14 protein-coding genes and 4 pseudogenes are annotated in these 22118 nt (G+C 68.6%); 7 read left to right on the forward strand and 11 right to left on the reverse strand.

Annotated features, from left to right (window positions below; all coding sequences use genetic code 11):
- Nucleotides 1–139 precede the first annotated feature (139 nt).
- Nucleotides 140–1087, reverse strand: coding sequence for a helix-turn-helix transcriptional regulator (locus ACZK2V_RS00350; RefSeq protein ID WP_458073782.1), 948 nt, complete (start codon nucleotides 1085–1087; stop codon nucleotides 140–142).
- Between the two features lie 126 nt (nucleotides 1088–1213).
- Between ACZK2V_RS00350 and ACZK2V_RS00355 the strand changes: the two genes are divergently transcribed.
- The 5 genes from ACZK2V_RS00355 to ACZK2V_RS00375 all read left to right on the forward strand — a co-directional run bounded on the left by ACZK2V_RS00355 (nucleotide 1214) and on the right by ACZK2V_RS00375 (nucleotide 7579).
- Nucleotides 1214–1606 carry a hypothetical protein gene (locus ACZK2V_RS00355; protein ID WP_223224697.1) on the forward strand — a complete coding sequence of 131 codons (393 nt, stop codon included), beginning with the start codon at nucleotides 1214–1216 and terminating at the stop codon, nucleotides 1604–1606.
- The gene (locus ACZK2V_RS00360) at nucleotides 1596–2816 is read left to right on the forward strand and encodes an MFS transporter (protein WP_486322881.1); all 1221 of its coding nucleotides are present in this window, start codon (nucleotides 1596–1598) and stop codon (nucleotides 2814–2816) included. The genes ACZK2V_RS00355 and ACZK2V_RS00360 overlap by 11 nt, the downstream gene beginning before the upstream one ends.
- A gap of 17 nt (nucleotides 2817–2833) precedes the next feature.
- Entirely contained in the window at nucleotides 2834–5089 is a 2256-nt protein-coding gene (locus tag ACZK2V_RS00365; RefSeq protein WP_486322882.1) for a TonB-dependent receptor, read from the forward strand.
- Nucleotides 5090–5194: 105 nt separating this feature from the next.
- Nucleotides 5195–5581, forward strand: coding sequence for a BlaI/MecI/CopY family transcriptional regulator (locus ACZK2V_RS00370; protein WP_004133922.1), 387 nt, complete (start codon nucleotides 5195–5197; stop codon nucleotides 5579–5581).
- A 3-nt stretch (nucleotides 5582–5584) separates the two neighbouring features.
- Nucleotides 5585–7579 carry a M56 family metallopeptidase gene (locus ACZK2V_RS00375; protein WP_486322883.1) on the forward strand — a complete coding sequence of 665 codons (1995 nt, stop codon included), beginning with the start codon at nucleotides 5585–5587 and terminating at the stop codon, nucleotides 7577–7579.
- 67 nt (nucleotides 7580–7646) lie between these two features.
- Here ACZK2V_RS00375 and ACZK2V_RS00380 read toward each other — a convergent pair.
- The 3 genes and pseudogenes from ACZK2V_RS00380 to ACZK2V_RS00390 form a co-directional block, all read right to left on the reverse strand.
- Nucleotides 7647–7959, reverse strand: a pseudogene (locus ACZK2V_RS00380) (I78 family peptidase inhibitor).
- Nucleotides 7960–8025: 66 nt separating this feature from the next.
- The gene (locus ACZK2V_RS00385; protein ID WP_486322884.1) at nucleotides 8026–9048 is read right to left on the reverse strand and encodes a ribonuclease H-like domain-containing protein; all 1023 of its coding nucleotides are present in this window, start codon (nucleotides 9046–9048) and stop codon (nucleotides 8026–8028) included.
- Nucleotides 9045–11532, reverse strand: a pseudogene (locus ACZK2V_RS00390) (DEAD/DEAH box helicase). Before ACZK2V_RS00390 ends, ACZK2V_RS00385 begins: the two are co-directional and overlap by 4 nt.
- Before the next feature lie 212 nt (nucleotides 11533–11744).
- On the opposite strand from ACZK2V_RS00390, the gene ACZK2V_RS00395 reads away from it, so the two are divergent.
- Both ACZK2V_RS00395 and ACZK2V_RS00400 read left to right on the forward strand, forming a co-directional pair.
- Nucleotides 11745–12263 (forward strand): hypothetical protein, encoded by a 519-nt coding sequence (locus ACZK2V_RS00395; RefSeq protein WP_012509660.1) that lies wholly within the window; start codon nucleotides 11745–11747, stop codon nucleotides 12261–12263.
- Between the two features lie 39 nt (nucleotides 12264–12302).
- Nucleotides 12303–12975: pseudogene (locus ACZK2V_RS00400) on the forward strand (hypothetical protein).
- Between the two features lie 99 nt (nucleotides 12976–13074).
- On the opposite strand, the pseudogene ACZK2V_RS00405 reads toward ACZK2V_RS00400, so the two are convergent.
- The 7 genes and pseudogenes from ACZK2V_RS00405 to ACZK2V_RS00435 all read right to left on the reverse strand — a co-directional run bounded on the left by ACZK2V_RS00405 (nucleotide 13075) and on the right by ACZK2V_RS00435 (nucleotide 22106).
- Nucleotides 13075–14881: pseudogene (locus tag ACZK2V_RS00405) on the reverse strand (hypothetical protein).
- Nucleotides 14878–17046, reverse strand: a complete 2169-nt coding sequence (locus ACZK2V_RS00410) for a hypothetical protein (RefSeq protein WP_486322885.1) — start codon at nucleotides 17044–17046, stop codon at nucleotides 14878–14880. Before ACZK2V_RS00410 ends, ACZK2V_RS00405 begins: the two are co-directional and overlap by 4 nt.
- Nucleotides 17043–18164: a BatA domain-containing protein gene (locus tag ACZK2V_RS00415; RefSeq protein ID WP_486322886.1), complete on the reverse strand. Its 1122-nt coding sequence runs from the start codon at nucleotides 18162–18164 to the stop codon at nucleotides 17043–17045. Before ACZK2V_RS00415 ends, ACZK2V_RS00410 begins: the two co-directional genes overlap by 4 nt.
- On the reverse strand, nucleotides 18161–19057 hold the full coding sequence (locus tag ACZK2V_RS00420) for a DUF58 domain-containing protein (RefSeq protein ID WP_486322887.1): 897 nt from the start codon (nucleotides 19055–19057) through the stop codon (nucleotides 18161–18163). The genes ACZK2V_RS00415 and ACZK2V_RS00420 overlap by 4 nt, the downstream gene beginning before the upstream one ends.
- Nucleotides 19058–19064: 7 nt before the next feature.
- Entirely contained in the window at nucleotides 19065–20048 is a 984-nt protein-coding gene (locus tag ACZK2V_RS00425; protein WP_164090252.1) for an AAA family ATPase, read from the reverse strand.
- A 16-nt stretch (nucleotides 20049–20064) separates the two neighbouring features.
- Nucleotides 20065–20772, reverse strand: a complete 708-nt coding sequence (locus ACZK2V_RS00430; protein WP_049422407.1) for a DUF4159 domain-containing protein — start codon at nucleotides 20770–20772, stop codon at nucleotides 20065–20067.
- Complete coding sequence (locus ACZK2V_RS00435; RefSeq protein WP_019336350.1) at nucleotides 20772–22106, reverse strand: TldD/PmbA family protein; 1335 nt, start codon at nucleotides 22104–22106, stop codon at nucleotides 20772–20774. Before ACZK2V_RS00435 ends, ACZK2V_RS00430 begins: the two co-directional genes overlap by 1 nt.
- Nucleotides 22107–22118: the final 12 nt, after the last annotated feature.

The raw sequence follows: 22118 nt of genomic DNA on the forward strand, positions 1-22118 counted from the left end.
CGACTCGAAGCGTTGGGCGGAACATGCGGGATTCCGGCGGGGCGTCGAGGATCGGATGCAGCGGGTGCGCAAAAGGTTTAAGCAGTACCTGCGCTGCGAGGCAGGTACTGGTTGTGTGCGCGGGACGTGCCTGCTGCGGCTAGCGGATCCGGGAAGGAGACCTTCCGAACTGTCGCTTGAATGCGGCACTGAAGCTGCTGGTATGGGCATAGCCGGCGAGGCTGGCCGCCACGTCCACTGACACCCGTCGTTGCAGCAGGGCATCGTGCGCCCGTTGCAGGCGCAGTGCACGCAGCCAGGCGGCGATGCTGCTGCCGTGCAGCTGCTGGAAGGTGCTTTGCAGGTCGACGGCGTTGGTACCCAGCCTGCGCGCCATCTGGTTGATGGTCAGGCCATCGGCCTCGCCGCTCTGCAGCCACTGTTGCAACTGGTCCACGCAACGCCGCAGATGTGCGCTGGGGGCAGGCGCCTCGCGTTCGGCGATCACGGATCGAACTACGCTGGCCGCCACTTCCAGCGCAAAGCTCTCGCGTTGCAGGCTGGCCAGCAGAGGCGGCTCCGCCGTTTCCGCCCCGAACAACGCTGCGGCCCGCCGCAGCAGTGGCGCAGGCGGTTGCCACGCCTGGTTGCGTGCGTGGCTCAGTCGCAGGCGGGTGAGTCCGGCCGATGCAATGCCATCGAGCTGGCGCGACAACCAGTCCCGGCCGAGGTGCAGGCTGACCTTGGTTTCCTCACGACCCGCCTGCCAATGGCGCTGGAACGCTTCCTCCTCACGAAGGTGGACCAGCATCGCCGGGCTCCCGGCCCGGCGGCTGTCCATCTGCAGGCGCTGGTTGGCGATGACCACTTCGGCCTGCCCCTGCAGCAGGAAACTGGCGGTGAGACCCGCAGGCAGGCAGTTCTGGCTGCGGCCGCCGACCATGTCCTGGCTGCGGCTGAGGTAGAGCACCAGGCCGCTGTCCATCGACTGCACCTGCTGCCAGCCGGCCAGCACCGGCAGCGCATCGGGGAGGCCCGATTCAAAGTCGACCCGGCCACCCAGCGCGTGGGCGGCGCTCATCAGTTCGGCGCAGGAATAGACCTGCATGCAAGGCACCCGCGAATGCTGTCGTGCCTAAATTTTCTTTCGTCGCGCCTAAACTTTCAATGGTATTGCAAATTATTCTCATTTGCGGGGCTCGCCGCCCCTTTCCCCTGTTCAGCAAGAAGGTCGATGGCGATGGGTCTGGTGATCAACGAGGCGGTGGTGCTGCGTGCCGTCTTCCATGGCGCGGTGGATGCGCACCAGATCCGGTACTGGCTGGACCGCGTGCAGGCGCTGATCGATGCCCACCGCCCCTTCTACTTCGTTGCCAGCACCGCGCCCGGTGCCACCTTCTGCGACGATTACCGTGCCCTGCAGGCGGTCTGGTACAAGCAGTACAAGGCCGCCTTCCGGCAGTACTGCCGGGGCCTGGTGCGCATCGCCAGCGATGCCGCCGAGCAGCAGCGGCTGGACACTCCGGCGCTGCATGCGGCCTGGGCCGTGCCGTACTTCGTCACCGCCGATGCCGGCGCGGGGATGCGCTGGATTGGCGAGCACCTGGAGCAGGCCGATGCGCACTGAGCGCGCCGCCGCATCGCCGTTCGGCCTGGGGGTGATCGTCGCGCTGTACATGGCGCATGCCTTGCCCCTGTATTTCTACAACGTGGCGGTACCGGCAATCCTGCGCAGCCAGGGCGTGGATCTGCGCTGGATCGGCATGTTGTCGCTGCTTTACCTGCCGTGGGCGCTGAAGTTCCTGTGGGCACCACTGGTCGACCGCTGGCACCTGCCCGCCCTCGGCCGCCGCCGCAGCTGGCTGTGGCTGACCCAGCTGTTGCTGCTGGCAGGCATCCTGGTGCTGGCGTTCACCGGCCTGGATCATGGCCTGGTCGTATTCGTGCTGGTCGGCATGTGGATCTCGACCATTGCCGCCACCCAGGACATCGCCATCGACGGCTATACCGTGGAGGCGCTGGCGCCGGCCGAGCACCGGCTGGGCAGCATGGCGCAGAGCGTGGGCGTGGCCTTGGGCAGCATGATCGGTGGCGCCGGCGTGCTGTGGCTGTATGAAACCCGCGGCTGGAGCGTGGCCCTGCTGAGCCTGGCGGCAATGAGCGCACTGACCCTGCTGGCAGTGCAGCAGATCAACGAAACGCCGGCCAGGCCCGACGCGCCGCGGCCGAGCATCCTGCGTGCGCTGCGTCGCCGCGAACTGCGCTGGGCGCTGCTGCTGATCGTGCTGTACCGGCTGGTGGAAGCGCCGGCCATGGCGATGATCAACCCGCTGCTGGTCGACCAGCAGTTCAGCCTGACCGAGATCGGATTGCTGATCTCGGTGGGCGGTGCCGGTACCGGCATGCTGGCTGCGGTGGGCACCGCCTGGCTGCTCAAGCAGCGCCGGGCCGAGCAGTTGCTGATGCACGCTGGCTGGTGGCGCACCGTGTTCTATGTACTGCTGGCGTTGATGCTTTACAGCGGTGCGATGGCGACGTCACGGTGGGGCCTGGGCGCGCTGGTGATCGCGCTGCTGGCGCTGCGCTATGTGGCGATGACCAGCCTGTATGCCCTGTTCATGCGGGTCAGTTCGCGTGCCCAGGCCGGCACTGACTTCACCCTGCTGGTGTGCTTCGAGCTGCTGGTCAATTTCATCGGCGGCGCGTTGTCTGGCTTCCTCGCCAAGGGCCTGGGCTACCCCATCTACTACATCGCGCTGGCGGCAGTTTCGGCGCTCGGGTTGCTGCTGTGCCGGCCGCTGATGCGCCGCTTCGCAGCACCCACGAACTCCCCCTGATACGCAACGAGGACACCATGCGGCATACCGCAGCAACCCTTCCGCTGGCGATGCTGGCGTTGGCCATCAGTGGCCAGCTGGCGGCGCAGAATACGTCCGCTACGGCTGGCACCCGGCAACTGGATGCGGTGAGTGTCACCGCCGTGCGAGGCGCACGCAGCGTGGCCGAGATCGCCGGCACCGTGTATGCCATCGAGCGCGAGCAGATTGCCCAGCAGATCACCGCCGGGCGCAGCACCGCCGACATCCTCGGCCAGTTGGTGCCGTCGCTGGCGCCGGCCAGCGGGACCACCAGCAACTACGGCATGACCATGCGTGGCCGCAGCGTGCAGGTGATGATCGATGGCGTGCCATTGACCGGCGCACGCGATGGGTCGCGCCAGCTCAACAGCATCTCGCCGACCATGATCGAGCGCATCGAGGTGATCTCCGGCGCCACCGCGCTGTATGGCGCCGGTGCCAGTGGCGGCATCATCAACATCATCACCCTGCAGCCCGGTGAGCAGCCGGTGCAGCTGGCCAGCCAGTTCGGCCTGCGCAGTCCCTCGCATCTGTCCAATGACACGCTGGCCTGGAACGCCGCGCAGACCATGACCGTGCGCGGCGATCAGTTCAGTGGCGCGTTCGGCATCGCCTATGGCCGGCAGGGCGCATCGCTGGATGCGCATGGCCGCCGTATCGGCCCGGAGATCGCGCAGACTGATCGGCAGGACACCGAGACCCGCGAACTCAATGCGCGCTTCGACTGGACCCCGACGGACAGCCAGCAGTTGAGCGTGGGCGTGCGCTGGTTCGACGATCAGCAGGACAGTGATCATGGCCCCGACTATGGCCCGCGCCTGGCTGCGCTGTTCACCCCAGCATTCACGCCCAGCCACCAGGCGCTGCCCGGCCTGCAGCTGGAGGCGCAGCCACGTACCCGGCACCAGGGAGTGAATGCGCAGTACCGCAACCGCGATGTACTGGGCGGGCAGGAACTGAGCGTGGAAGCCTATTACCGCAACGAGCAGGGGCGCTGGTTCCCGTCGGTGTCGACGCTGGTGCACCCGGCACTGCGCGGTGGCTTCGCCTATGTGGCGATGCAGTCCAATACCGATATCGATGTGTGGGGCCTGCGCACAGCGCTGCACAAGGGTTTCGACGTGGCGGGCCGCAGCCTGCAGCTGTCGTACGGCGTGGACCACGAGCGCGAGCAGGACAGCCAGCGCGGGCAGATGTATGACATCAACCGCTTCATCGCCAGCAACGGTCTCGATTACCAGCCCACCGCGCAGTACGCGATGGGGCCGGACGTGCGCGTGGATACCACCGGCCTGTTCCTGCAGGCCGACCATTCGCTGAGTGAGCGCTTCAGCGTGCAGGCCGGCGTGCGCCACCAGATCCTGCGCAACCGCGTAGAAGACTCGCTTCCCTACACCGAAGCGATCACGGCCGATGCCGTTGCCGGGTATCAGCCGCACCTGCTGCGGGGCGGCCGCGTGCGCCACTCGCAGACCCTGTTCAATGCCGGCGTGGTGTACCGGATGGATGCATCGCAACAGCTGTTCGCCAACGTCTCGCAGGGCTTCAGCCTGCCCGACACCCAGCGCATGCTGCGCGATGTACCGGCAAGCTTCGTCATCGACAGCCGCAACGTCGGCCCGATCAAGGTCGACAGCTATGAGCTGGGCTGGCGCCGCAGCGATGCAACGCTGCAGAGCGCGGTGACCGCGTTCTACAACCGCTCGGACAAGACCGTGCAGTTCAACCGCGACTACAGCGTGTCGGTGGCCGACACCGATGAGCGCGTGTGGGGCGTGGAGGCCAACCTGCGCTACACACCGACGGCGCAGCTGGAGCTGGGCGCAAGCCTTGCCAGCACCCGGGGCCAGTACCGCGATGCTGCCGGACGTTGGCGTGAGCTCAATGCGTTCCGCGTTTCACCCTTGAAGGCGGGTGTGCATGGGCAGTGGCGCTTCGCCAATGACAGCCTGCTGCGCTTGCAGGGACAAGTGGTGGGCGGGACCGATCGTGCCTGGCGCGATGCACCACTCGCAGCGATCAGTCCCAGCATCCGCGCTACCCCGGCGGCGAAGATCCACGGCTATGCGGTGTTCGACCTGATCGGCGAGCTGCCGCTGGCAGGCGGCCGCTTCAGTGTCGGCATCTACAACCTGGCCGATCGTGACTACCGCACAGTCTATGGCCAGCAGGCCGAGGCGACCTACGGGAAGATGTCCAGCCTGCCGGCGGCAGGGCGGACCTTCTCGATCGGGTATCGGGTGGAGTACTGAGGGGCACGCCCCCCCTACCGTTCGTCGGCCCATGACTTCCGGGGGGTTGACTACAGTTGTCGTCACAATGAAAGTGGCGACACGTGTAGTCAAGGGAGTGGTGTCATGCGTGGCAAGACGATCGGGGACCAGGAACTGGCCCTGCTGCAGTACATCGATGAACATGCGCCGGCCAGCGTCGGTGAGGTCGCTAGTGGCTACGGCGAGGCCCGTGGCCTGGCCCGGTCCACCGTGCTGACGATGATGGAGCGGCTGCGGGCGAAGGGGTATCTTCGTCGCCAGCAGCAGGACGGCGTCTACCGCTACCAGGCCACGCGTGGCCCGGAAAGCGTGCTGCAGGGTGCAGTGGCCCAGTTCGTCGACAACACCCTGCAGGGCTCGGTGTCGCCGTTCGTGGCCTACCTGTCGCAGCGCCAGCAGGTCAGCGACAACGAGCTGGCCGAGCTGGAAGCGCTGGTCGCCGAACTCCAATCGCGCCGCCACGAGGGCTGAGCCATGGACACCACGATGCTGATCCCGTTGTTGGAACGGCTGGGCTGGACCAGCCTGCAGACCGTGCTGCTGGTGGCCCTGGTGTACGGCGTGTGCCGCGCACTGCCGTCGCTGTCGGCGGCCACCCGCTGCCGCCTGTGGTGGCTGGTATCGCTGCAGGCCGTGCTCGGCCTGTTCTGGAGCCAGCCGCTGCAGCTGGCCTGGTTGCCCGCACCGCAGGCGGTGGCGATGACCGCCACCGACGTTGCCGCAGATCTGGTCTACCCGCTGGCACCGGAAGCCTCGGCACAGCTGCTGGCGGCGATGCCGGTGCCTGCAGCGGACGTGCCGGCAGTTGCGTTGTGGGCCGTTGCACTGGCTGCGCTGTGGGCATCCGGTGTGCTGCTGATGGCCCTGCGCACCTTTGGTGAATGGCGCCGCTGCCGGGCGCTGCTGGCCGCCGCCTATCCCTGCGAGGACGAAGCGCTGGTGCAGGCCCTGCAACTGGCCTCCGATGCGCACGGCGTGCGTCCTGCGCCGCGGTTGTGGATGAGCACGCAGGTGGACGCACCGCAGCTGGTCGGGCCGTTCCGCCCGGTGCTGCTGCTGCCGGCCGGCGACAACGCCCTGCAGGGTGATGCGCTGGACCTGGCATTGACTCACGAACTGCAACACCTGCAGCGGCGTGACCTGCAGTGGGGCCTGCTGCCCGCACTGGCCCAGCACCTGTTCTTCTTCCACCCGCTGCTGCGCCTGTCGGTGCGCGAATACGCACAGGCCCGCGAAGAAGCGGTGGATGCGGCCGTGGTTGGCCAGCATGGCGCGAGCCGTCAGGCCTATGGCCGCCTGCTGTTGCAGCTGGGCGTGGCACCGCAGCCACACCTGGGCGTGGCCAGCGCCGCGCCGAACACCACCAGCCTCAAGCGTCGCCTGCTCTCGCTGCAGCCGCGCCGGGCCTGCCCGCGCATTCTGGCGATGGCACTGACCGCCGTCGTGGTGCTGGTGGGCGTGGCACCGATGCGGCTGGTCGCTGCGCCAGTGCCACCGGCACCGCCCGCGCCGCCGGCCGCACCGAAGGCCGTGGTGCCGCCGCCGCCGAAGGCTCCGAACGCGCCGCCCGCAGCGCCTTCGGCCGCGCGCGTTCCGGCCGTGCCGGTGGCGCCCGCGCCGCCTGCCGAGCCGGCCGATGTCGAGGCGCTGTCAGGCCCGGACGATGCCGATGTGGCGGTCGACGTGGATGTCGATGTGGATACCGACATGCACAGTGAGCATTCGACTTCCCACACCACCTCCATCACCACCTACGGGCGCCTGGATCTCGGCAAGTCGCCGTTGCAGGCCTACGTGCTGGTCGATGGTGATTCGACCTTCGCCAATGGCGGCATCGACGATGTAACGGTGGCCCGCAGGCAGCTCGGCAAGGGGCCGGCGCTGTGGTTCCGCCAGGGCGACAAGCGCTATGTGGTGCGCGACCCGATGCTGATCCAGACCCTGCAGCGCGCCTACAGCGGCGCCGCAGACCTCGGTCGCCAGCAGAGCGAACTGGGCCGCCAGCAGAGTGCGCTGGGTCGCGAGCAGGGCGAACTCGGCAGGCAGATGGGTGAGATGGGCCGCCTGCAGGGCGAGGAGTCACGCCGCCTTGCGCTGGCCGCCGCTGAGGTAGCGCGCAGCGCGATGGCCGCCCACGACATCAACCGTGAGGCCGCGGCAGAAGCAGCGAAGGCGGCGCGTGGTGCGACCAGCGATATGGCCGTTGCACGTGAGGCTGCACGTGAGGCCGCCGCTGAGGCACGTCGTGCAATGCAGGAAGCCCGCAGCGAGGCCGCGCAATCCGGCCGGACCCGTGACATGCAGCGCCTGGCCAGCCAGCAGTCTGAACTGGCCAGCCGACAGGCGGCACTGGGCAGCCAACAGGCCGCGTTGGGCGAGCGTCAGGCACGCGTGCATGCGCAGGCATCGCAGCAGGCACAGCAGGTGATCGCGCGCGCACTGGCCAGCGGCAAGGCCGAGCGCCTCTGAGCGGTAGTGCCGGCCGCTGGCCGGCAATGTGGGGTGCCGGCCAGCGGCCGGCACTACCCTGAGGCGATCAACCGCAGCTGGCGCGCTCGATGCGGTTCTGCGCATCCACCTGCACGGTCACGCGGTCCTGGCGGAAGTCCATGGTCACCGCCATGCCGGGTTTGACTACCCGTGCACCGCGCGCCGCTGTCAGCCACCAGTTTCTTGATCGTGGCTTCGTCGGCGGTCTTGCCGGTGAAGGCCTCCAGCGCCTCCGGCCTGCATTCGTGCGCAGCATCGGCCACGGGTGCCGGCGCGGGATCGTGGGTGGTGCTGCTGCCGGCGTGACTGCAGGCGGCCAAGGGCAGGATGGCGAGCAGGACCAGAGGGTTGAGGCGCATCGTCGGGCTCCAGGCGTGGATGGTGGCGGCAGTGTCACCGCTGCCACCGTCAGGCTGCGTCAACGCCTACTGCCCGACCAGCGCCAGGGTTTCGCGCTCACGTTGTTCTTCCCGTACCAGCCGCTGCAGCAGCAGGGCCAGGGTCACCACGTCCTGGTGGTTGTGGTCGGCCACCCGGCGCAGGTTCACCGCGTCGCCGCCGCGCAGGAAGCGCAGCCATGCGCCCGGCGCTTCAGAACCGGGCAGGTCGTCCTCGCGCACCACGCGCAGCAGCTGGCGTTCGATGGTGGACAGCTTGCAGTTCTCCCACGTGCCGCGATAGCGGCGGCGGGTGGGATAGAGCAGGTCGACGTGATCCAGCGCGCTGATCGGGCAGCGCTGGCGGGCCAGCCGGTAGCGTGCCTTCAACAGGGGCGCATCGTAGCTGCGGCCGTTGTAGCTGCAGAACACGGTGGACGGCTGCAGCCAGCGGGCGAAGGTGGCCAGCATCGCGTCCTCGGCGGCCATCGTTGACATCAACAATTGGCGGATGCGCAGGCCTTCACCGCGTTGCGGGCACACATGCCAGTCGGCGGCACCGATCATGAAGGCACGGGTGCCGGTGCCGCCGGCCAGGCCGGTGGTTTCGGTATCGAAGAACAGCAGATCGCGTGGGGCCACGTGCTCGCCTTCGCGGCGGGCGAAATCCAGCGATAGCGGCTGCGACGGAATCGGCTGCGACAGCAGTGATTCGATCAGGAACAGGCCCGGTGCGATCTCCTCACCGGGCAGCTGGCGATCCTGCGCGCTGGCACGTGCCGGCGCGGCTCCACCCCGCGAACGCAGGCCGAGCAGGCGATGCAGGCTGCCCACTTCCGGCCGACGCAGCGGTGCGGGTGCCGGTGTGGAGGCCGCAGCGCCGGTTGGCTTGTGGCGGACTTCCTGTTCGACCCAGGCGAACACCGAACGCTCGGCCGGTGGCTGCCGCGCATCATTGGCGGCAACCGGTGCCGGCGCTGCGGGCGGCGGCTCGGGCGCAGCCGGCGTGACTGCCTTCGGGTCACCGGCCTGCTTCCGCAGCAGGCGCAGCTTGTCCAGGCTCAGGCTCACGGTGCCAGCAGCTCCATCGGATCGCGCGTGGTCACCACCACGTCGGGCACGTGCCGGCAGGCCTCGCCATCGAACAGGTCCAGCACGCGCAGCGCCAGCGCGCGCGGCGAGGTGTCATCCTCTTCCTGCGCGGCCAGCACCGGGCCCACGCAGGCCGGGCAGCCGGCCTTGCAGTCGCAGCGCTGCACCAGTTCGCGCGCGCGCTGCACCAGCTCGGCCTGGCGCTGCCACAGCGGTTCGCTCAGGCCGACGCCGCCGGGGAAGTTGTCGTACAGATACACGGTGGGCACGAACTCCTGCAGCAGCTCCACCACACCGGGATCACCCTCGCTGCCGCGCAGCTGGCCGCGGCCGCTCTGGTCGGCAATCGCGAACCAGGAACCATCGCCGTTGCCCACCGACTTCTGCAGGTCACGCGCATCGGCCATCACCGCTACGGTGGCGACGATGTGCAGCGCATACGCGGCGCCGAGGAAGCCATCCAGCGCATCCTGCTTGCTGGCGAAGGCGCGCAGCAGCAGTGCCTGCGGTAGCTGCCACCACACCGCAGTGGTGTGCAGTTCCTGGTCGGGCAGGTTCACCGGGCCGTAGCCGATGTTCTCATGGGTGTAGTAGCGGATCTTCTTGTAGCCGGCCACGCGGCGCACCACGTGCACCTCGCCATGGTGCGAATCGCCACGCCCGGCCACGCCGCCGTCGAAGCGGTCCAGCACCTTGAGCTTGGTGAAGTCGATGCTGTCGGTGTAGTAATCCACATGCGTGCGGGTGACATAGGCCTTGCGGCCGTCCCAGTCGAGCGTCTCCACCTGGTAGGGCGTGGACTGCACCATGTGGATCGCGCCCTCGTACAGTGTGAGCGCGGCGGCGGAGTAATCCACTTCGGCGATGATCTGCTGGCGGCCATCGCTGCGATCGACCACCACGAAGTTGCCATCGGCCACCGCACGCAGGCTGACCGCGTTGGCCGGGTAACTGTCGGCGATCCATTCCCAGCGTTCGCCCTCGCGGTGGATCACCTCGGTTTCAGCCAGCGCTTCCAGGAACACTTCCGGGTCGATCGGGCCGAAGCCATCGCCGACCCGGAACGGCAGCTCGAAAGCTGCGCAGCGGATGTGGTCGAACAGGATCAGCGGCTGGTCCGGCGCGATGCGCGCGTGCTCGGGCGAGGCCTCGGCGAAGAAGTCCGGATGCCGCACCACGTACTGGTCCAGCGGCTGCGAACTGGCCACCATCACCCCGAGCGCCGGTTGCTGGCGGCGGCCGGCGCGGCCGAAGCGCTGCCAGGTGGCGGCCACGCTGCCGGGGTAGCCATTGAGGATGACCACGTCCAGGCTGCCGATATCCACGCCCAGCTCCAGTGCCGAGGTGCTGACGATGCCGTCGATGTTGCCGGCACGCATCGCACGCTCGGTCTCGCGGCGCTCGGTGGGCAGGTAGCCGCCACGGTAGGCGCGGATGCGCGGCGGCTTGCGCGGGTCGTGGTCGAAGATGTCCTTCAGGTACTTGGTCAGCACCTCGACCATCAAGCGGGTCTGCGCGAACACCAGGGTCTTCAGCCCGGATTTGATCGCAATGCGTGCGATGCGGTTGCTCTGCGAGCGTGCCGAGGCGCGCAGGCCCAGGTCCGGATTGATCACCGGCGGGTTCCACAGCAGCACCTGCTTGGGCCCGCTGGGCGCGCCGGATTCGGTGATGGCGGTGACCGGTGCCTCGATCAGCGCCTCGGCATGCGCCTGCGGGTTGCCGATGGTGGCCGAGCACAGGATGAACTGCGGTTGCACGCCGTAGAACGCGCAGATGCGCTTGAGCCGGCGCAGCACGTTGGTGACGTGACTGCCGAATACGCCGCGATAGGTGTGCACCTCGTCGATGACGATGTAGCGCAGGTTCTCGAAGAACTGCGCCCACTTGGTGTGATGCGGCAGGATCGCCTGGTGCAGCATGTCCGGGTTGGACACCACGATGTCGCCGTGCAGGCGGATGGCCTGGCGCGCATCGCCGGGAGTGTCGCCATCGAAGGTGAAGGCCTTCACCCCGAGGTCGCCAGCGCGGTTGAGTTCCAGCAGCTCGGCCACCTGGTCCTGGGCCAGTGCCTTGGTCGGGAACAGGTACAGCGCCTTGGCCTTGTCCTGCATCGCCGCGCTGACCACCGGCAGGGTGTAGCACAGCGACTTGCCGCTGGCGGTGGGGGTGACGATGGCCACGTGCTCGCCGCGCTGGCTGGCGTTCCAGGCCTCGGCCTGGTGGCTGTAGAGCTGTTCGATGCCACGCGCCTTCAGGGCGGCAGCCAGGGCCGGCGGAACCGAATCGGGAATGGGCGCATAGCGGCCTTCGCGGCCGGGAATGGCAAAGCTGCCGGTGATGCGGTCCTGGTAGCGGCGCTGCAGGCGCGCTGAGCAGCGCGCCGTCGCGGGCGGGCAGGCCATCGCGGGTGGCGAGCTTCTGCTCGGCATCGGCGGTGCGCTTGGCGAGTTCGTAAGCCATGGAAAGTGGAGCCGGGACGGATTGCGAGGGGTCACATGGCACCACACTCACGTCTCAGGATGTGAGACACCGCACACCAAGGGCATGAACCGTTCAGTGCTCGCGTCCCGTGGCGTCGCCGCATCTCCCCTGGCTGAACAGCTGCCAGTGCAGCAACGAAATCTGAAGCCGGCATCCGTATCCTTGGGTGCTGGACGCAACCAACAGGGTGGATGGCTGTGGCACGACGTGGAACGCAGGGAGCCGTCCTGGCCAGCATGCTGCTGGCCGGTATCGCGCAGGCGCAGCAGGCCACGCCGGTAGCGGTGCCCGACCCAGCGCCCGAACCTCCTGCAGATGCGCCGGCGGCAACCACCGCGCCGATCTCCACCACCCTGCCGCAGGACAACGTCACCACCCTTGGCGAAGTGCGTGCGCTCAAGCCCGAAGACGAGCCGCTGGATCTGTACCGTTTCAAGAACCCGGTGAAGTTCGGCGACAACCGCTTCAGTCGCGACTGGAGCGAACCGCCGTCGCCGGAGCAGGTCAGCATGGGCGGTGGCTACATCATGATGGGCGTGGTCAAGGGTGTGATGGCGGCGGCCAAGGGGATCAACAAACTCACCGGCGGACCGGCGCAGATCCAGGCCGCCGTGGCGCGGCCACCGCCGGAGCTCAGTGCCGAACAGCAGCAGCGTGCGCTGCGGTTCTCCCAGGAGCAGGATGCCGGCGATGCACCGCCGGTGAAGTAGGCCGGTATATCCTGCCGGCTCCCCACCGCTAGTGCTGCCATGTTCCTGCGTTCGATCTGCCTGCTGGCCGCATTGCTGCCGGCGTCCGCCTTCGCCGATGGCATCGCCGATGATGGCGCCTGCCGCAATGGCGCGTTTCCCTCTGAACAGAGCCGGTTCGCTCTGGCGCGGGTGGTCGATGCGCCCCGTCTGTACCTGCTTGGCGACATGGACGGCTGCCCGGCGAAGGGCGAACCGGCCTGCCGACAGCGCAGCTATGTGGTCAATGGCGATACCGTGGTGACCGGGCGTGATCTTGGCCGCTACCGCTGCGCGTTCTTCCCGAACAAGGTGGGTGGCAGTGCTGGCTGGGTGGACCGCAGCAAGCTGCAGGCGTTGCCGGTGGTCGTGCCGTCGCTGCAGGATTGGGCGGGCCACTGGAAGGACGGCGACAACGGCCTGCGCATCACCGTGCAGGGCGGGCAGCTGCATGTGGAGGGTGACGCCTACTGGCCCTCCGCCAACCCCACGCCGGAGCAGCGTCCCTACGGGCCGAACATGGGCCAGGTGGAAGCGCGCGGCGCCGCGTGGTGCCGATGTCGAGTTTGCAGAGGACACCTGCAAGGTGCGCGTGCATTCGCTGGGGGAGGTGCTGATCGTGGCCGACAACAGCGAATGCGGTGGCATGAACGTGCGCTTCAACGGCGTGTACCGGCGCGCCGGCACGCGTTGACCCCGCGGAAAGGCGCCAACCAAGGTTGGCATCTACCAGGGCAACCGGCCAGTAGATCCACGCCATGCGTGGATGCTGTCCGCGATCCAATCGATGGGCTCAGCGTCGCCGTTCCAGCCACCACAGCAGCGATGCGCACAACACGAACGCCAGCCACCACGGCCAGCGTGGGCCTGCCACGGGTTGCATCACTGACGCGTCTGCCGGCGTGCTGGCAGCCAGTGCACGCGTGGTCGCATCGATCATCGCCTGCCGATGCAGCGTCGGTGCATCCTTCGGATCGAACACATAGCGCCAGACAACGACGTCGCCGTGCTGCAGGCGCTGCCAGCCCGGTTCGCGGGGCCACCAGCCAGCGCAGCGCAGCGCCGACGTCGCGCCATCGACGATCAGGGGTACATCGTCGCCGCGCTTGTTGAAGACCTGCAGCGGCGCCTGCACACCGCACAGCGCCTGCCGTTCGCCTGCCCAGCTGATCGGTTGCGGTGACCACAGCGCATCAGCGCTGCCCTGCGCGCGTGCCAGCGTGGCCACCACGCCGCTCCACAGTTCGCCGTGGCGGTCGTCGCGCCCGGCCAGTACCCAGCGCCAGCTGTCGGTCAGCGGCAGCAGGCCGATGCGGCCCTTGCCGGCAGCGCGCCAGCCACCGACAGCCTTGCCCGTGCCATCCTGCAGCAGGGCGGTGCTGCCCGGTGCCTGCAGCGCGAGTGCTTCCAGCGCAGGCAGGGGAGCATTGTGCGAGCTGCGGTCAGCCTCTTCGCCGTAGCCGGTCGGCAGCGTACCCGCGGCGAGCGGGCCACGCCGTGCGGCGAGGACCGCGCTGTCGCCGTCGCCGGGAAGTTCGAGGGCGTGGCTGCTGCCATCGCCTTGCACCGGCAGGCCCAGATCGCGGAGGCGCTGGCGCGCTGGCCGAAGGTGCGCCCGCACTGCGTACCAGCACGCCCAGTCCCTCGCGCAACGCCTGCCGCACGGCAGCCAGCTGGCCGGCACTCAATGCGGCCAGGCTGCGCTCGTCCAGCAACAGCAGATCGCTGCGCGCGAGTGACGCCGCATCCAGCGCGACCGCGCCATCTCCCACGCTGACACCCGCCCCGGTATCGGCCTGCACCTGCACGCGGATGCCGGCATCGGCCGCCCAACGCCGCAGGTACTTCAGCTCTGGACCCGGCGCACTGGCGCGCACCAGCAGGCGCAGCGGTGCGGCCGGCAGGGTCTGCTGCGGTACCGGTACGCTGTCCACCACATGGCCGTCGGCATCGAGCAGGCGCAGCTGGAACACGCTGCGGCCCTCGGCGCGGGCGATGCCGCTGAGCTTCACGCGCCCGTCCTCGGCAACGTCCGTGCGATCAACCACGCTGTCGGCGGGGTCAAGCAGCTCTGCTTTCGCTTTGGCCGCGCCACGCGCCTGTGCCTGGACGTCAAAACGAGCACCGGGAGCGACATCGGCCGGTGGCTGCAGCGCGATCCAGCCGCGCGGCTCCGGTGCGGCCTGCCAACGTACATCCGGCGGCAACACCGCGTCGCGATCGCGTGCGGCGAGGCCCGCACCGACCAGTGTCAGTGTGGACGCCGGATGCTGGCGCAGCGCGGTGGCCAGGTCAGGAACGCGCTGTGCGCCGGGAATGTCGGCAGCTTCGGGCAAAAGCAACAGCGGGCCTTCGCTGGCCGGGAGCGCGCCGGCCTTGCCGGCATCGGTTCCGAGCACCACCAGCCCGCCTGCGGGTTGCTGGCGGGTGGGCGGCACCAGGCAGAAATACAGCAGCGCGGCGACGATGATCTGCAGTGCGATCACGATCCACCGGCGGCCAGGGTGCGCGGTGTTTCCACGCAGCTGGCGCACGCTGGCGATGACCACGATCAGGGCGAGTGCCAGCGCAATCCACAGGTTCACAGCGGAGGCGTTCATGGCTGCGCCTCCAGCGCGTCGAGGTAGCGCTGGCCCATCGCATCGGCGGCACTGCGCCGCATCGCCTGCGGCAGCGGACGCTGCAGCGCCCGCCACAACTGTGCGCGCAGGCGCTGGCGACAGTCTTGGCAACCGGGCTCGATGCGCAGCTGCTCGATGGCCGCAGCCAGATCGAGTGCATCGGGCAGGTAGGCCGCGTTGCGCTGCTGCCAGGTCGCGAGCGCGTCCAGATCCGGCGCGCCGGTGTCGTCGCCGAGACGCTGCCAGGCTTCGACGATGGCCGGATCGGGCGGGGTGCGGGCGGCCAGCGGCAGTTCACGACTGGCCAGCCCGGCACGGTCACCGCCGAGGCGGCGGCCTTCATCGATCGGTGGCAGCTCCGGCCCGACACGGGCCAGATAGATGCGCTCGGCCTGCTGCACCTGCTTGATGAAGCCCAATGCCTTGTAGGCAAACGGAAGCGCCTGCTCCGGGCGGCCCTGGCGCAGCTCGCCTTCGGCCGACCACATCTGGTCAAGCGCCGCCTTCAGCGTGGCACGGGTCTGCGGATCGAGCAGAGTGGCCGCCTCGGCGTGGTCATGGGTGTGTCCGTATTCCGAGAGCACGTCGGTGGCGCTGCCGAACACCGGTGGCGTATCGGCATTGGACGCCTTGCCGCCGTGATCGTGGCCATGCTCATCGTGCGCTCCGGCCTCGGCGCCATGGTCGTGATCGTCGTCGTGATCGTGGTCGTCTGCGGCGGGCGTATCGCTGGTGGGCAGGTCGCTGGTCGGCGGTGGCTTCGGCGCACCTTCGCTTTCCTCACCCAGGAACTGGCCGTAGCGCAGGCGCAGGATGCGCTGGTCGACGCCGATCGCATCGCTGCGCTTCACGAAGTCCTCGGCGGCGAGAGTGCGGCGCTGCCGGATCAGCGCTTCGGCATCAATGATGATCTGTCGCTGGCTGCGGAAGTAGGCCGGCAGGGTCTTCTTGATGCGGCCTTCCAGCTCTGCACCGAGTGCGACTTCGGCGCTGGGCAGGCGCAGGATCACGCTGCTGCTGCGTCCGGTCTGCGGCGTGGGCGCATGGTTGTCGCGCACTTCCAGCTGGGCGATGACATCGTTGCCGGGCTGTGCGCCCAGCGCAGCAAGATCAAGGGTATGGGCGAAACGCCGCGCGGTGGCTTCGCCGCTGCCGGCAAGCGTGACGCTGCGCTTCGCGAAGGTGATGTTCTCACCGCTGCCCTGGGTGGTGGTGATCGACAGTGTTGCCTGCGCCGCGACACCGTAATCGTCGCTGGCCTCGAAGCGCAGCGCCCATTGCCGTTGCCCGGGCGTGCCCAGCACCAGGCTGGCGGCGGGCTCCAGCACGCGCACGCTGGGCGCGCGGTCGGCCACTACATCCAGCCGATACAGGCGGGTCTCTGCCAGTGCCGGTTCGCTCACCACGCGGTACAGCACCGGCGTGCGTGCCACATCCTGCGCCTGCCACTGTCCATCGTGCTCGCTCAGTGGCAACCGGCGACCATCGTGGAACTGCAGCCATGCCTTGTCCGGTGCGCGGTCGAAGCGCAGGGACCACGACAGCCGGCTGTCGGCGGCGACCTTGGCATCCAGTGCGTTCTGGGTGAGCGTGGACTGGCCGGTATAAGCCGGTGCGTCGATGCGCAGGCGGGTGGACTGCAGGTGCAGTGGGCCCGCGGCAGCCGTACTGCCTGGCGCCGACGTGCGAGCAGGCGCGGAACCGGGATTCGAACGCGGCCAGCCGAGTGCCAGCGCAACGATGGCCAGGCCTGCGATCCAGCACAGCGCCAATGCCCCACGCGGCCAGCGCGGACGCAGTTCCGGCATCGCGCGTTCCAGCGTGGCCAGCACATGTGCGCGCTGGCGCTGCTGCAGCGGATTGAGGGTGAGCGTATCGGCGAACAGCAGATCGGCACTGTCCTCGCTGGCACCACTGCTATCGAGTTGGCGCTGCAGCCACTGGCGGTCCAGCTGGCGGGCACGTGCAGTGGCGAAGGCCGCGCAGGCGAGCAGGCCGATCGTGCCGACCACGCAGGCGATGTCGAAGCCCGCCAGGCGCAGCGCCAGCACCGTTGCGGCCAGCGCCCACGGCAGGCCCTGCAGCAGGGTGACGAGCGCATGGCGGCGGCGCGCGCGTTGCCAGGCGTGCTGCAGGGTGTTCATGCGGGCCCCCTGCGTCGGCTACTGCTGGCCATCCAGCGTTCCAGCGCGAACAGCAGCAGGATGGCCAGCAACAGCCAAGGCGTTGGCTCGCGCTGCAGCGGCGTTGCCACAGGCAGTGCTGCCCGCTGGGGTGCCTGATCATGTGCATCGCCGAGGCGCGGCAGCGGAGGCGGTTGCAGGGCCAGCAGCAGGGCACGCGGCAACTGCGGATCGCGCAGCGCAGCGTTGCCTGAGGCATCCCAGTCGCCGGGCAGAGATAGCAGGACACCGTGGCCGATGCGTTGCTGCCACAGCAGCGGTGCGCCCTCGGTGTTGCGCAGCAGGATGCTGGCATTGGCGGCGGGATTGCCGGCAGTCACTACACGTCCGCCGTCTTGCAGCCACGCCTGCCAGTTTGCCGGCAGTGCGCCGTTGCGGCTCCACACGCCGATCTCGCCGCGTTCGGGCAGGGCGTCCACGGCCAGAGGAGCGAGCGGCGCCTGCACGCCCCACGCGCGCTGCAGTGCATTCAACCAGTGCTGGGCAGCGGCCGCAGCATCGCTGTGCACGCGCAGGCGCGGCGACGTTGCGGCACGCGGTTGCGCAGTGACCGGCATCGGCTGCGGGCGCCACTGCACCTCGCGCGACAGCTGCAGGCGGGCGCCATCAAGGCCGGGCAGGGGATCGGGAACGTGCACGGTCAATGCGGTGCCAACGGGCAGCTGCGCGTCCAGTTCGCGCAGCAGGCTGGGCAGGGAGGCCGTGGACGCAGGTGGCACTTGATCAATGGCCGGGAAGCCCGGCGCCAGCCAATGCCAGTTGCCCGCTTCGGCGGTGCCGCGCAGAGCGGTCGCGTCCAGCCCTGGAGCAACGACCGTCCACGCAGTGGGGGCTGGTGCAGGCCCGGTCAACGCAGGCCGTGCCAGCAGCAAAGCCAGCGCGGCCAGCAACAGCAGGCGCACCAGCAGCAATGGCCAGTCATCGAAGCGGATGCGCTGGCGCGGCCGGATCTGTGCACGCAGCCAGCGCAGCGCGGCGAAATCCAGCGGCGTATACGGATGGCGCCGGGCGAGGTGGATCAACAACGGCAACAGCCCTGCGGCGAGCGCGGCCAGGCCCAACGGGAACAGCAGGATCATGCACCGCCCCCACGCCCGAACAGCGCCTGCAGTGGTTGATCCAGCGGCTGGTCGAGCCAGCCGGTGGCACTGGCGATGCCACTGGCCTGCAGGCGCGACTGCAGCGCACTGCGTGCGTCGGCGAAGCGCTGCAGGTAGTCGGCGCGGATCGCCGCACCATCGCCCAGCAGTTCCTCGCCGGTTTCCGGATCGCGGAAGCGGTGGCCGGCATCGAACGGGAAGTCGCGCTCGTCGGCGGTGAGGATCTGCAGCAGTGCCACTTCGCGGCGTGCGCCGGCCAGCTGCTCCAGCAACACGATGCCGGCCTCGTCGAAGCCATCGCTGATCGCCAGCAGCAGGTCGCCCGGACGCACGCGCTCCCACAGCGGGCGCAGGCGATCGGCCGCAGGCCAGCCACCGCGGGCCTGCAGCGCATGAAGTTGCAGATGCACGCGGTCACGCTGGCGTGCGCCGTTCGCTGCGGGCACCAGTTGCGGTCCATCGCCGTTGATCGCCAGCAGGCCGAAACGGTCGCCCTGCTGCAGGGCCAGTTCGACCACGCAGGCGGCCACGCCGCGCATGTGGTCCAGGCGCGTGCGCTGTGGTGCCGCGCGATCGGCCTGGCCGGCCGAGGCGGTGGCATCGAGCAGCAGCCAGACCGTGATCGGGCTTTCGCGTTCGGATTCGCGCACGAAGAAGCGGTCCGAGCGTGCATACAGCTTCCAGTCGATCTGGCGCAGCTCGTCGCCTGGTTCGTAGGCCCGGTACTGGGCGAATTCGAGGCCCGCACCGCGGCTGCGGCTGGCGTGCTGGCCGATGCCGCTTGCGCCGCTCGCCAGGCGCGGCCGCAACCGCAGCAGGCGCAGGCGCGCACGCAGTTCCGGTGGCAACGTCAGCGGGGCACCTGCGTTCACGCGTGGCTCAACCCGGGAACGGCACGGCCTGCAGCAGGGCGGCGACCACGTCGTCGGCACGCTTCTGCTCGGCCTCGGCGGCGAACGACAGCAGCAGGCGATGGCGCATCACCGGTGCGGCCAGTGCCTGCACATCCTCGCGGGTGGCGGCGAAGCGGCCCTGCAGCAGTGCGCGTGCCTTCGCCGCCAGCACCAGCGACTGCCCGGCGCGCGGGCCCGCACCCCACTTCACCCACTGGTTGATCGCCGCGGGTGCGCCTTCGCCTGGGCGGCTGGCGCGCACCAGGCGGGTGATCCAGGCCAGCACATCAGGGCTGACATGCACCTGGCGTACTGCGGCCTGCAGCGCGATCACCGCTTCGGCATCCATCACCTTCGGCACAGCGTCGGTGGCACCGCCGGTGGTCTGTTCCAGGATCTGCCGTTCCTCGTCTTCGCTGGGGTAATCCACCAGCACGTGCAGCAGGAAGCGGTCCAGCTGTGCTTCCGGCAGCGGGTAGGTGCCGGCCTGCTCGATCGGATTCTGCGTAGCCAGCACGAAGAATGGCGCGGGCAATGCGTAGGTGGTGCCGGCGTAGCTGACCGTGCGTTCCTGCATCGCTTCCAGCAGCGCGGCCTGGGTCTTGGGCGGGGTGCGGTTGAGTTCGTCTGCGAGCAGCAGGTGGGTGAAGATCGGGCCCTGCTGGAAACGGAAGTGGCGATGGCCGGTGCCGTGGTCTTCCTCCAGCAGCTCGGTGCCGAGGATGTCGCTGGGCATCAGGTCCGGGGTGAACTGCACGCGCCGGAACTGCAGCTCCAGTGCCTGGCCGAGCGAGCGCACCAGCAGGGTCTTGCCGAGCCCGGGCGCACCTTCCAGCAGGCAGTGGCCACCGGCCAGCAGGCCGATCAGCAGCTGCTCGACCACCGTGTTCTGGCCAACCACCGCGCGTGCGAGCGCAGCGCGCAGATCGTGCAGGCGCGGCAGCAGGGAATCGAGGTCGGGGGAGGTCATGGGCGTGCAGGTCCTATCAATTGTTCAACGCGTACATCACGATGTTGACGCCGAAGCGGGTGTTGTCTTCGGCCAGGAAGCGCTTGTTGCGCCAGTCGTAGTCCCACTCGCAGCCGTAGTCCTTGTTGCTGTAGAGCAGGCCCAGGCGGCCATCGACCTCGATGCCCTTCAGATAGTCGTGCACCAGGTCGTCGCCCCAGCCGTTGAGTTCGAAGCTGGTGGCGGGCGGGCCATCGGGGAAGCGGAAGAAGCTGCGGTACAGCGGGTGGCTGTTGGGCAGCTTCTGCAGTGCCTTGGGACCAAACAGGCGACCCATCTGCGACTCGAACGAGGTGGCGAACAGGCCGTCGATATCGTGGTTGCAGTCGTCGACGAAGACGAAGCCGCCATTGCGCACATAGCGCACGAAGTTCTGCCGCTCGGCGGCGTTGAACTCCACCAGCGTGTGCCCGGCCAGGTAGCAGAACGGCGCTTCCAGCATGCGTGGGTCGGCCAGCGCCACCACGTGCTCCTGCGGATCCACGCGCAGCGAGGTGTAGTCGATCAGCGAGGTGATCAGGTTGGACGGCATGCGCGCGTCCACATCCCAGTCGCCGGAGTCGTACTGCAGGCGGGTGAACCAGAAGTCGTAGCGCGAACTGCGCGGGCCTGACTGCGCCAAGGCCGGCAGCGCCGCCGCCGAAGCGGCAGCGGCCAACCAGCGCAGGCAGGCCCGGCGATCCATCAGACCGCGTCGGACAGCGAGGTGAAGGTGAAGTCGCGCAGCTTCATCGGCGGGATCATCATCACGTAGCTGGATTCATCACCGGCCACGCGCACCGGCTTGCCGAGCTCTTCGATGTTGTTGAGCATGATCACCGGGGACTCGTTGAAGCGGAAGTTCTTCACCGGGTGCTTGATCTGGCCGTTCTCGATGTAGAAGGTGCCGTCGCGGGTCAGGCCGGTCAGCAGCACGGTCTGCGGATCGACCATGCGGATGTACCAGGTGCGGGTGACCAGGATGCCCTTCTGGGTGCCGCGCACCAGCTCGGCGGTGCTCTTGTCGCCACCGCTCATCAGCAGGTTGCCCGGCGTAGCCTTGGCGGTCTTGCCCTGCTTCTGCGCCCAGAAGCGCGAGTAGTCCAGGTTGGCGATCTTGCCGTTCTCGATGATGGCCATGCGCTCGCGTGGCATGCCTTCGCCGTCCCACGGCAGCACCGGTGCGTCCGGATGCCACGGATCGGCAATCATGGTCACGCGCGGGTCGTAGACCTGCTCGCCCAGTTTGTTGCCACCGCCCTTCTTCGACAGGAAGCTGCGGCCTTCATCGGCCGAGCGTGCGCTGAAGAAGTTCATCATGAAGCTGATCAGGCCCGCGGCCGCGGCCGGTTCCAGGATCACCGTGTACTTGCCCGGCTCCAGCGCCTTGGCTTCGGCCGATTCGGTGGCCTTGCGCATGGCGATGCGGATGTCCTGGTCGGCCTTGAAGTCGGCGGCATCCTTCAGGTTGCGGCCGACCCAGCCCGAACCGCGGCCATCTTCGGTACGCACGGTGCAGGTGTAATCGAAGTTGGTGGTGCGCTGGTAGGCGAAGTTGCCGTTGCTGTTGGCGGTGGCCTGGAAGCCCTGGCCGTCTTCGAGGAAGCCGGCGGCGATCAGGCCGTGGCCACGGCACGGGGCGATCGAATCGGCGGCGACCTTGGCGCGGAAGGCCGGATCGATCGCTGCAGTGGATTCGCTGAAGGTCGGGCTGGCGCGGTAGCTCTGCTTGCCGATGGCCGGCATGAACTCCGGGTTCTCCGGCGCCAGGCGCGCCAGGTCTTCGGCGCGGCGTACCACGCGTTCCAGCGCGGCATCGTCGAACTCGTTGATCGAGGCGGTACCCACGCGCTTGCCGAAGGCGACGGTGACCGCCAGCTCGGTGTTGTCGACGATGCCGCTGGTGGAGACGTTGTTCAGCGCGAAACGGATGTTGCCGCTGATCGCGCCGGCCAGCACGGCGGTGCATTCGTCGGCCTTGGACAGGGCGATGACCTTGTCGAGGATGGCCTTGGCCTGGGCTTCGGTGAAGATACTCATGGTGTAAGGGCT

The organism is Stenotrophomonas sp. 93052_Sma, from assembly GCF_056481145.1.